At 63.7% G+C, this 10,638-nt stretch carries 10 protein-coding genes; 3 read left to right on the top strand and 7 right to left on the bottom strand.

The features are described 5' to 3' along the window. The 4 genes from APH44_RS30785 to APH44_RS25475 all read right to left on the bottom strand — a co-directional run. The coding region (locus APH44_RS30785) for a hypothetical protein (RefSeq protein WP_371264440.1) at window positions 1-68 on the bottom strand (68 nt) is incomplete at its 3' end. 78 nt (window positions 69-146) lie between these two features. Then, window positions 147-1,616: an IMP dehydrogenase gene (gene guaB / locus APH44_RS25485; RefSeq protein WP_054895167.1), complete on the bottom strand. Its 1,470-nt coding sequence runs from the start codon at window positions 1,614-1,616 to the stop codon at window positions 147-149. Between the two features lie 101 nt (window positions 1,617-1,717). Beyond that, the gene (locus tag APH44_RS25480) at window positions 1,718-2,269 is read right to left on the bottom strand and encodes a hypothetical protein (RefSeq protein ID WP_054895166.1); all 552 of its coding nucleotides are present in this window, start codon (window positions 2,267-2,269) and stop codon (window positions 1,718-1,720) included. Between the two features lie 50 nt (window positions 2,270-2,319). Then, window positions 2,320-3,075 carry a sulfite exporter TauE/SafE family protein gene (locus tag APH44_RS25475; protein WP_054895165.1) on the bottom strand — a complete coding sequence of 252 codons (756 nt, stop codon included), beginning with the start codon at window positions 3,073-3,075 and terminating at the stop codon, window positions 2,320-2,322. 106 nt (window positions 3,076-3,181) lie between these two features. Between APH44_RS25475 and xseA the strand changes: the two genes are divergently transcribed. The 3 genes from xseA (at window position 3,182) to leuA (ending at window position 7,452) form a co-directional block, all read left to right on the top strand. Further along, window positions 3,182-4,561, top strand: coding sequence for an exodeoxyribonuclease VII large subunit (gene xseA, locus APH44_RS25470; protein ID WP_054895169.1), 1,380 nt, complete (start codon window positions 3,182-3,184; stop codon window positions 4,559-4,561). Window positions 4,562-4,564: 3 nt separating this feature from the next. Then, a complete protein-coding gene (locus APH44_RS25465; protein ID WP_054895164.1) occupies window positions 4,565-5,392 on the top strand; it encodes a M23 family metallopeptidase in 828 nt (275 codons plus the stop codon). Between the two features lie 386 nt (window positions 5,393-5,778). Further along, window positions 5,779-7,452 (top strand): 2-isopropylmalate synthase, encoded by a 1,674-nt coding sequence (gene leuA, locus APH44_RS25460; RefSeq protein ID WP_054895163.1) that lies wholly within the window; start codon window positions 5,779-5,781, stop codon window positions 7,450-7,452. A 146-nt stretch (window positions 7,453-7,598) separates the two neighbouring features. Here the strand turns inward: leuA and APH44_RS25455 are convergent, their stop codons facing one another. Genes APH44_RS25455 through zwf form a run of 3 tightly spaced genes read right to left on the bottom strand, consistent with a single transcriptional unit; the run spans window position 7,599 to window position 10,460 of the window. Next, the gene (locus tag APH44_RS25455; RefSeq protein ID WP_054895162.1) at window positions 7,599-8,273 is read right to left on the bottom strand and encodes a bifunctional 4-hydroxy-2-oxoglutarate aldolase/2-dehydro-3-deoxy-phosphogluconate aldolase; all 675 of its coding nucleotides are present in this window, start codon (window positions 8,271-8,273) and stop codon (window positions 7,599-7,601) included. Window positions 8,274-8,290: 17 nt separating this feature from the next. Beyond that, on the bottom strand, window positions 8,291-9,004 hold the full coding sequence (pgl, locus tag APH44_RS25450) for a 6-phosphogluconolactonase (RefSeq protein WP_054895161.1): 714 nt from the start codon (window positions 9,002-9,004) through the stop codon (window positions 8,291-8,293). After that, entirely contained in the window at window positions 8,991-10,460 is a 1,470-nt protein-coding gene (gene zwf / locus APH44_RS25445; RefSeq protein WP_054895160.1) for a glucose-6-phosphate dehydrogenase, read from the bottom strand. Before zwf ends, pgl begins: the two co-directional genes overlap by 14 nt. Between the last annotated feature and the right edge of the window lie 178 nt (window positions 10,461-10,638).

Below are 10,638 nucleotides of genomic sequence, written 5' to 3'. Positions count from 1 at the left end.
ATCAGCTGGGTGTACTGGGAACCGAAATCGAGGATCAGGATTCGGTGAGCGTGAATGTCGAGGGCCATGACTCAATCTCGTCAGTGGAAATCGGAAACGACGCGGGGCTGTTCGTGACAGCCCCGCTCTCGGTTGTTGCTGAAGCCTCAGCCTACGCGGTAGTTAGGGGCTTCCTTGGTGATCTGCACGTCGTGCACGTGGGACTCGGCCATGCCGGCACCGGTGATGCGCACGAACTCCGGCTTGGTGCGCATCTCTTCGATGGTCGCGCTGCCGGTGTAGCCCATGGAGGAGCGCAGCCCGCCCATCAGCTGGTGGATGATCGCGGCCAGGGCACCCTTGTAGGGGACGCGGCCTTCGATACCTTCCGGAACCAGCTTCTCGGCACCGGCCGAGGAGTCCTGGAAGTAGCGGTCCGAAGAACCCTGCGCCTGCGCCATGGCACCCAGCGAACCCATGCCGCGGTAAGCCTTGTACGAACGGCCCTGGAACAGCTCGACTTCACCCGGGGCTTCTTCGGTACCGGCGAACATCGAGCCCATCATCACGCACGAGGCGCCGGCAACGATGGCCTTGGACAGGTCACCGGAGAAACGGATACCACCGTCGGCGATCAGTGGCACACCCGTGCCTTCCAATGCAGCGGCGACGTTGGCGATGGCGCTGATCTGCGGCACGCCGACACCGGCGACGATACGGGTGGTGCAGATCGAGCCTGGGCCGATGCCGACCTTGACAGCATCGGCGCCAGCCTCGGCCAGGGCCTTGGCGGCGGCACCGGTAGCGATGTTGCCGCCGATCACCTGCACCTGCGGGTAGTTCTCCTTGACCCAGCGAACGCGGTCGATCACGCCTTTGGAGTGGCCGTGGGCGGTGTCGACCACCACCACGTCAACACCAGCGGCAACCAGGGCTGCTACGCGCTCGCCGGTGTCCTTGCCGGTGCCGACTGCAGCGCCGACGCGCAGGCGACCCTGGTCGTCCTTGCTGGCCAGTGGGTAGGCCTTGGCTTTTTCGATGTCCTTGACGGTCATCATGCCTTTGAGCGCGAACTTGTCGTCGACGATCAGGACTTTTTCCAGGCGGTGCTTGTGCAGCAGCTCGCGGACTTCGTTCTTGTCGGCGCCTTCACGGACAGTGACCAGACGCTCCTTGGGAGTCATCACGTCGCGTACCTTGGCTTCCAGACGCGTCTCGAAACGCACGTCGCGGGAGGTAACGATACCGACCAGGTCACCGTTTTCCAGCACCGGAACACCCGAGATGTTGTTCAGGCGGGTCAGGTCGAACAGGTCGCGCACGGTGGCGTCGGCATCGATGGTGATCGGATCCTTGACCACGCCAGCCTCGAACTTCTTGACCTTGCGTACTTCGCCGGCCTGCTGTTCGATGGTCATGTTCTTGTGGATGATGCCGATGCCGCCTTCCTGAGCCATGGCGATGGCCAGGCGCGCTTCGGTCACGGTATCCATGGCGGCGGAGACCAGTGGAATGTTCAGCTCGATGCCACGGGTCAAACGGGTCTTGAGACTGACTTCATTGGGCAGTACCTCGGAGTAACCAGGTACAAGGAGGATATCGTCGAAGGTCAGGGCTTCTTGGCTGATACGCAGCATCGCGGGGGCTCCCGGGCGGGAAAAATGGAAGCGCGCCATTATACTCATCCATGGCGCGCCGCTCAATGCAAAAAAGGGGCCTTCGGTCCAGTTCCTGCCGCTCAGGCCACCTTCACCTGTACCACGGCGACCGGCTGATCCAGCCAGTCGGCGAAACTGTCGAGGAACGCCTGGGTAAACCCGGCCTCGCCCCAGTTGTTGAAGATGAACCCCAGGTTGGAAAAGGCACAGGGTTGCAGATAAAGAAAGCCGTTGATGTCGTCCTCGAAGCCGCACAGGGGGCAGGTGAAGTTGTCACTGACGCCGGGCATCCACTCTTCCAGGCTTTCGAACAGCGGCTCGCCGACCTCGCGCCGACACTCAGGGCACCCCGCTTCCTCGCGAAAACCGTCGGTGGGGGTATAGATGCAGCGCTTGAGCATCACCTCCAGGCCGTTGACCGGCTCGCCGAAGGGCAGTTTCTCGGGATGCAGCGCCACCTTGCGCGCGCCCTGGGCCAGGGCGTGGCCCATGCGATTGCCGGTGCGCCCGCAGGTGCTCAATTGCTCCTCGACGATCTTCTCGCGCACCAGCCAGCGCAGGATCGCCCGTGCGCGGGCCTCGTGAACCGGAACGGTGGACTGCTTGGGGACGATGATGCTCTGGGTGTTCATGAACGGGGCGGGCCTGAAAACTGCGGTAATCGCGTAATTCTACGCCCTGCTCAGCCGCTCAGGTAGCGACCGATCAGCGCCACCCCGCTGGCCAGTACCAGCCAGGTGACCAGCCGCACGAAGGCTTCGCGGGACAGTTTCAGGCTCAGACGCCTGCCGACCCAAAGCCCTGCGAACATCACCGGCAGCAGGCAGGCTGCCAGCATCAACAGGCTGGCGTCGGCATAGACCCCGGCGATCAGGAACAGCGACAGGCGCACCAGGGTGCTGCAACTGATCAGCGCGCTCTGGGTGGCGCGTACCTGCTCCTTCACCTCCAGCCGGGCACTCAAGTAGATCGCATAGAGGAAGCCACCGCTGCCGAACAGTGCACCGAACAGCCCGCCAATCGTGCCCATCGGCACCGCCCACAGCCCGGACAGCTTCGCCGGCCGCACCTTCACCGCCAGGCTGTAGATGGCATAGGCGGTAACGAACAGGCCCATCAGCAACAACAGCAGGTCGGATTTCAGGTGCAGCAGGAACACCACGCCCAAGGTACAACCCACTGCCATGCACGGCAGCAAACGCAGCAGTTCGCCGCGAACCACATCGCGGCGCGAGGGCAACAGGTTGCCGAAGGCGGCGACGAAGTCCAGCAGCACCAGCAGGGGGATGATCCGCGACAACGGCATGAAGTGGATCAGTACCGGGCCGGCCACCAACGCGGTACCGAAGCCGGCGATGCCGAAGACGATGTAGGCGGCGGCGATGGCCAGCAGGATGGGGAGCCATTCCAATGGGGTGGCGGGGAGAAGTTCGAGCATCGTGCCGAGTCCTGAGGTAGTCCTTTGGGGGTGGGCTGGAAATACACTGGAGCTTACAGGATTTGACCTTGATAACCCCCCCACCCTGCCCCTTATCATGCCCGGCATGATCAGAGACCCTTTCGAACGACTCGGCCTGGACCGCGAGGTCCTCACCGTCAGCCAGCTCAACGGCCGCGCCCGTGTGCTGCTCGAAGACGTGTTCCGCAGTGTCTGGGTGGAAGGCGAGATATCCAACCTCGCCCGCCCGGCCTCCGGCCACCTGTACTTCACCCTCAAGGACAGCGGCGCCCAGATCCGCTGCGCATTGTTCCGGCAGAACGCTGTCAGGGTCCGCCAGGCCCTGCGTGACGGCCTGGCGGTCAAGGTGCGCGGCAAGGTCTCACTGTTCGAGGGGCGCGGTGATTACCAACTGATTGTCGATGCCGTCGAGCCCGCCGGTGACGGCGCCTTGCGCCTGGCTTTCGAAGCCTTGAAGGAAAAGCTCGGCAACGAAGGGCTGTTCAGTGCCGAACGCAAGCAGCCGCTGCCGGCTCACCCGCGACGCATCGGCATCGTCACCTCGCCCACCGGCGCGGTGATCCGCGACATCATCAGCGTCTTCCGCCGCCGTGCACCGCAAGTCGAACTCAACCTGATCCCCACGGCAGTGCAGGGGCGCGAAGCCATTGGCCAGATCGTGCGGGCCTTGCAGCGGGCCGACAGCCTCGGCTTCGATGCACTGATCCTGGCCCGTGGCGGCGGCTCGCTGGAGGACCTCTGGTGCTTCAACGAAGAAGCCGTCGCACGTGCCATCGCCGCCTGCGTGACACCCGTCGTCAGTGCAGTGGGCCATGAGACCGACGTGTCGATCAGCGACTTCGTGGCCGACGTGCGCGCACCGACGCCTTCGGCGGCCGCCGAACTGCTCGCGCCTGACAACAGCGGCCTGCAGCAGCGTCTCGACAGCCTGCAACGCCGCCTGCTGCTGCGCATGCAGCACCGCCTGAGCCACGATCGCCTGCGCCTGGAAGGACTGGCCCGTCGCCTGCGTCACCCCGGTGAACGCCTGCGACAGCAGGCCCAACGCCTGGATGACCTGGACATGCGCTTGCGCCGCGCCTTCATGCTCGACATGAACCAGCGCCAGCAACGCCTGAGCCGCCTCGACATGCGTCTGGCCGCACAGCATCCCGGGCGCGCCCTCAAGCTGCTCGGACAGCGCCTGGACAGCCTCGCCGAGCGCTTGCCGCGGGCCATGCGCGAAACGCTCAAGGACCGTCGCCAGCGCTTCCAGGCGCAATTGCAGACGCTGCAAGTGGTCAGCCCGCTGGCCACCCTGGCCCGCGGCTACAGCATCCTGCTCGACGAGCGCGGCCAGGCCATACGCAGCGCCGCCCAGACCCGCAACGGCCAGCGCCTGACCGCACGCCTGAACGAAGGCGAACTGCAGGTCCGGGTCGAAGACAACCACCAGACTCCGGTCACCCTCTCTCTACTGGACTGACACATGCCCCGCCTGCTTGCCCCCCTGCTCGCACTCTGCGCCCTGCTGCTGGCCGCCACGGCCCAGGCCAGCTACATCACCCGCACCCTCAACAAGCCAGTCCCCGGCGGCGTGGCAGTGGTCGACCTCGGCCCCGCCGCCAGTGCACCGAGCGCGCGCTTCGACGGCAAGCCGGTGCTGGTGGTCAAGGAACAGGACACCTGGCTGGCCATCGTCGGTATTCCGCTGACGCAGAAACCCGGCACCGCCACCCTCAGCCAAGGCGCACGCACTCTGTCATTCAGCGTGGGCAGCAAGAAATACCCCGAGCAACACATCACCCTGAAGAACAAGCGCCAGGTCAATCCCGAGCCGGATGACCTCAAGCGCATCGACCGCGAGCTGGCCGAACAGGTCAAGGCCTACCGCAGCTTCAGCCCGGGCGTGCCGAGCAACCTGATCCTCGACAAGCCGGTCAACGGCCCACTGTCGAGCAAGTTCGGCGTGCGCCGCTTCTTCAATGGCGAAGAGCGCAACCCCCACGCCGGGCTGGACTTCGCCGTACCCGCCGGCACGCCGATCAAGACCCCGGCCAACGGCAAGGTGATCCTGGTTGGCGACTACTTCTTCAATGGCCGCACGGTGTTCGTCGACCATGGCCAGGGTTTCATCAGCATGTTCTGCCACATGTCCAAGGTCGATGTGCAGCCAGGGCAGGTGCTGCGCCGTGGCGACGTGGTCGGCAAGGTCGGCTCCACCGGCCGGGCCACCGGGCCGCACATGCACTGGAACGTCAGCCTGAACGATGCACGGGTGGACCCGGCGATCTTCATCGGAGCGTTCCAGCCCTGAGATCGGTAGCAAGCCCGCTCACACCGGGGATTTCCTGTGGGAGCGGGCTTGTCCCGCGATGGCCGCGCCGCAGTCGCACCACCTTGCGCAGCAGCAAACCTCGGCACAATAAAAAATCAATAAAAACCAGGTTGTAGCCATAAAATCTCACCCAAATGCTTTTTTTAAGCATTCCTCTCAATTTTTTTTGAACACTTGCCATCCCCCACTTCCACTGGTTAGGGTTGAGGCCATGAAAACCTCGATCACCCTCATTCTGCTCCGCCAACACCGCAGCCTTTGCCTGGTCAGTGCACGACTACCTGGGTGAACCGCATCGCCTCGCCTCTTCATCTCGTTATCGCTTGGCAGGCCCGATCAGGCCGCACATTAAAGGATTGCTCCAAATGTCCATGCTCAAAGATCCGTCGAAGAAATACCGCGCCTTCCCGACCATCGACCTGCCAGACCGTACCTGGCCATCGAAAGCCATCACCCAGGCGCCAATCTGGTGCAGCTCCGACCTGCGTGACGGGAACCAGTCGCTGATCGAGCCGATGGACGCGGAGAAGAAGCTGCGTTTCTGGAAAACCCTGGTGCAGGTTGGCGTGAAAGAGATCGAGGCGTCGTTCCCGTCTGCCTCGCAGACTGACTTCGACTTCGTACGCACCCTGATCGAAGATGGCCACATCCCGGACGACACCACCATCCAGGTGCTGACCCAGGCCCGTGAAGACTTGATCGCCCGGACCTTCGAGTCCCTGCGCGGCGCGAAGAAAGCCATCGTGCACCTGTACAACGCCACCTGCCCGGCGTTCCGCCGCATCGTCTTCAACCAGGACAAGCAAGGCGTGAAGGACATCGCGGTGAACGCCGCCAAGCTGTTCGTCAAGTACGCCGCCCAGCAGCCGGAAACGCACTGGACCTTCCAGTACTCGCCAGAAACCTTCAGCGCCACCGAGCTTGAGTTCGCCAAGGAAGTGTGCGACGCGGTGATCGAGGTGTGGAACCCGACCCCTGAGCACAAGATCATCCTCAACCTGCCGGCCACCGTGGAAGTCGCCACGCCAAACGTCTACGCCGACCAGATCGAATGGTTCTGCCGCAACGTCAACCGCCGCGACAGCGTGATCATCAGCCTGCACACCCACAACGACCGTGGCACCGGCATCGCCGCCACCGAGCTGGGCCTGATGGCGGGTGCCGACCGCGCCGAAGGCTGCCTGTTCGGCAACGGTGAGCGTACGGGCAACGTCGACCTGGTCACGCTCGCGCTGAACCTCTACACCCAGGGTATCGACCCGCAACTGGACTTCTCCGACATCGACGGCGTGCGCAAGGTCGTCGAAGAGTGCAACCAGCTGCCGGTGCACCCACGCCATCCGTACGTTGGTGACCTGGTGCATACCGCTTTCTCCGGCTCGCACCAGGACGCCATCCGCAAGGGCTTCGCCAAGCAGCAGGACGGCGAGCTGTGGGAAGTGCCGTACCTGCCGATCGACCCGGCCGACATCGGCCGCAGCTACGAGGCGGTCATCCGCGTCAACAGCCAGTCCGGCAAGGGCGGTATCACCTACCTGCTCGAACAGGAATACGGCATCAGCCTGCCGCGCCGCATGCAGATCGAGTTCAGCCAGGTGGTTCAGGGCGAGACCGACCGTCTCGGCCTGGAAATGACTGCCCAGCAGATCTACAGCCTGTTGCACAAAGAGTATCTGCAGGCCAACGCCCCTTACGCCCTGGTCAGCCATCGTCTGCAGGAAGAGAACGGCAGCAGTGCCGTGGAAGTGGAAGTCGCCGGCGAAGGTGAAACCACCCTGCACTGGCGCGGCAAGGGCAACGGTGCCCTCGAAGCCCTGGTAGCTGGCCTGCCGATCGCGGTCGAGATCATGGACTACAACGAGCACGCCATCGGTGCAGGTACCAATGCCAAGGCCGCAGCCTACATCGAACTGCGTGTGGCCGGCGGTCGTCCGGTGCATGGCGTGGGTATCGATGAGAACATCACCACTGCAAGCTTCAAGGCACTGTTCAGTGCATTGAACCGCTCGCTGAGCCAGCAGGCCGCCAAGGCGGCGTAACCGCACGCGCAGCACACAGAGCCCGCATCGGTCGATGCGGGCTTTTTCATTTCATGGCGGCCCATGATGGAGGCAAAACCTGCACATAAAAAAAGGGGCGCCGACCAAGCGCCCCACAAGCCGTACAGCACACAACGAAATTCGTATCAGTCCAGCAGCGCCATCGCCTCGGCGCTGCAGGCTTCGATCCGCGCCCAGTCACCGTTCTTGATCCAGCTGCTATCCAGCATCCAGGTCCCGCCCACGCACATCACATTCGGCAACGCCATGTAGTTGCGCGCGTTGGCCGGATTCACCCCGCCGGTGGGGCAGAAGCGGATATCGCCGAACGGGCCGCCGTAGGCCTTGATTGCTGCCACGCCGCCAACGATCTCGGCGGGGAACAGCTTGAAGCGACGATAGCCAAGTGCGTAGCCCGCCATGATCTCCGACGGCGTGCTGATTCCCGGCAGCAGCGGAATATCACTCTGTACGCCGGCTTCGAGCACCTCTCGGGTAATTCCCGGCGTCACCACGAATTGCGCACCCGCCGCTTCCACGGCCGCGAACATCGCAGGATCGAGCACGGTACCGGCACCGATGCACAGCTCAGGACGCTGCTCACGCAGCACCTGGATGGCCTTGAGGCCGTGCTGCGAACGCAGGGTCACCTCCAGGGTACGGATACCACCGGCTGCCAGGGCGTCGGCGAGCGGCAGGATGTCTTCCTCGCGGGCGATGGTGATCACCGGCAGGATGCGCGCCTTGCCGCAGATCTCATCGATCCGGGCGGCTTTCTCGGCCATCGAGAGCAAAGGTTGTGGGCGTTCAAGCGTGGTCATGACAGTGGATCCTTGGCTCATGGGCACCAGTAGATGTCCAGGGGGTCGTGAAGAAAGGCGCGAATCGGCATTTGCGTGAGGTCGTCGCCAGCCAGAGCGGCGCGCAGGGTAGCGAGTTTGCCTGGCCCCTGCACGGACAGCGCGACGAAAGCAGCGCTCGACAGCAGCGCACGGGTCATCGACAAGCGCTGGTGTGGCACGCTCGGTGCCAGCAATGGCAGGCAGCGGCGCTTGCTGTTCGGATCGAGGCCCTCGGCCAGGTTCGGGCTGTCCGGGAACAGCGATGCGGTATGGCCATCGTCGCCCATGCCCAGCACCAGCACGTCGATCGGCGGCAGGTCGGCAAGCACCTGGTCGGCCTGTTGGGCCGCGGCGTCGAGGTTGTCGGCGCGCTGGTACAGGCCCATGAACCGCGCCTTGGCCGCCTCACCCTTGAGCAAGTGCCGGGCCAGCAGCCCAGCATTGCTGTCGGCATGCTCGACCGGCACCCAGCGCTCGTCGGCCAGCGACACGGTCACCTTCGACCAGTCGAGTTTTTCCAAGGCCAGTTGCTCGAGGAACGGTACCGGGCTACGCCCGCCAGAGAGCACCACGCAGGCCCGGCCCTTGCTGGCGATGGCGGCGCGCAGGCGCTCGGCCACGTCACTGGCCAGCGTCGCGGCCAGGCGCTTGGCGTCTGTCAGCGCGTGAACCTTCACGGTCGCCGGCAATTGCAGTTCAGATATCGCCATACCAGGCTCTCCCATCGCGTGTGATCAGTGCAATCGAGCTCATCGGGCCCCAGGACCCGGCCGCATACGGCTTGGGCGCGTCACCGGCGTTCTTCCAGCCGGCGATCAACTGGTCGCACCAGGTCCAGGCGTACTCGATCTCGTCCTTGCGCACGAACAGGTTCTGGTTGCCACGCATCACTTCGAGCAGCAAACGCTCGTAGGCATCCGGAATCCGCGCGCTGCGCCAGGTGTCGGAAAAATTCAGTTGCAGAGGGCCGCTGCGCAGTTGCATGCCCTTGTCCAGCCCCTGCTCCTTGGTCATCACCCGCAGCGAGATACCTTCGTCGGGCTGCAGACGGATGATCAGCTTGTTGCCGATCTGCAAACGCTGCTCCGGCGCGAAGATGTAGTGCGGCGTCTCCTTGAAGTGGATGACGATCTGCGACAGCTTCTGCGGCATGCGCTTGCCGGTACGCAGATAGAACGGCACGCCCGACCAACGCCAGTTGCGGATGTCGGCGCGCAGGGCGACGAAGGTTTCGGTGTCGCTCTGGGCGTTGGCGTTCTCTTCTTCCAGATAGCCGGGCACCGGGGTGCCGTCGCTGTAGCCGGCGATGTACTGGCCGCGCACCACACGGGTGCTCAGCCCCTCGCCGGTGATCGGTGCCAGCGCCTTGAGCACCTTGACCTTCTCGTCGCGGATGCTGTCGGCCGACAGATCGCTGGGCGGGTCCATGGCGATCAGGCACAGCAACTGCAGCAAGTGGTTCTGGATCATGTCGCGCAGTTGGCCGGCCTTGTCGAAGTAGCCCCAGCGGCCTTCGATACCGACTTTCTCGGCAACGGTGATCTCCACGTGGGAGATGGAGTTCTGGTTCCACTGGGTTTCGAACAGGCTGTTGGCAAAGCGCAAGGCGATGAGGTTCTGTACCGTTTCCTTGCCCAGGTAGTGGTCGATGCGATAGACCCGGCTTTCGGGGAAGAAGCGCGCCACGGCGTCATTGACCCGACGCGACGACTCCAGGTCGTGCCCGATGGGTTTTTCCAGCACGACCCGAGTGCGCGATGCCAGGCCGGCCTTGTCGAGGTTTTCGCAGATGGCCCCGTAGACCGCCGCCGCAGTGGCGAAATAGGCGATCAGTGGCTGCCCTTCACCGGCCTGCTCGGCCAGGGCCTGGTAGCCCTCGGGCTGGACGAAGTCCAGGTGCAGGTAGTTCAGGCGGTCGAGAAACCGTTGCAGGGCCTGGGGTTCGATATCGGCCGCCGGCACGAAGCGGCGCAGTTGGGCTTCGATGTTCGCCAGGTGCTGCTCGGGAGTACCGGCTTCGCGGGCCAGGGCCAGCAGCCGGGTATCCGAATGCAGCAGGCCGGCGCGGTCCAGTTCGTAGAGGGCAGGAAACAGCTTGCGCAACGCCAGGTCGCCAAGGGCGCCAAAGAGGGCGAATGTGCAAGGTTCTACACTGATAGCAACCATGATGTTGGTTCTTTTATTAAAGTTGGCCTAGAAATACCGTTTTCGATGACAATTTTCAAGCGCGATGTAGTAAAAATAACAACATCTCGTACAGCGATTACAGACAAGTGGTATGACAATCCCACCATCAGTACGATAGACAACCGTGCAAAAAGCCGACTGTTCCCTCAGCCGGCCG

This window comes from Pseudomonas sp. NBRC 111143 (assembly GCF_001320965.1).
Lineage (GTDB): Bacteria > Pseudomonadota > Gammaproteobacteria > Pseudomonadales > Pseudomonadaceae > Aquipseudomonas > Aquipseudomonas machongensis.
Note: the sequence above shows the minus strand (reverse complement) of the source record. Positions and strands in the feature narration are given on the sequence as shown.

Bases quoted from the DNA above. Each gene is read 5' to 3' on its own strand.
- guaB (WP_054895167.1), bottom strand. From the start codon at position 1,616: ATGCTGCGTATCAGCCAAGAAGCCCTGACCTTCGACGATATCCTCCTT.
- APH44_RS25480 (WP_054895166.1), bottom strand. From the start codon at position 2,269: ATGAACACCCAGAGCATCATCGTCCCCAAGCAGTCCACCGTTCCGGTT.
- APH44_RS25475 (WP_054895165.1), bottom strand. From the start codon at position 3,075: ATGCTCGAACTTCTCCCCGCCACCCCATTGGAATGGCTCCCCATCCTG.
- xseA (WP_054895169.1), top strand. From the start codon at position 3,182: ATGATCAGAGACCCTTTCGAACGACTCGGCCTGGACCGCGAGGTCCTC.
- APH44_RS25465 (WP_054895164.1), top strand. From the start codon at position 4,565: ATGCCCCGCCTGCTTGCCCCCCTGCTCGCACTCTGCGCCCTGCTGCTG.
- leuA (WP_054895163.1), top strand. From the start codon at position 5,779: ATGTCCATGCTCAAAGATCCGTCGAAGAAATACCGCGCCTTCCCGACC.
- APH44_RS25455 (WP_054895162.1), bottom strand. From the start codon at position 8,273: ATGACCACGCTTGAACGCCCACAACCTTTGCTCTCGATGGCCGAGAAA.
- pgl (WP_054895161.1), bottom strand. From the start codon at position 9,004: ATGGCGATATCTGAACTGCAATTGCCGGCGACCGTGAAGGTTCACGCG.
- zwf (WP_054895160.1), bottom strand. From the start codon at position 10,460: ATGGTTGCTATCAGTGTAGAACCTTGCACATTCGCCCTCTTTGGCGCC.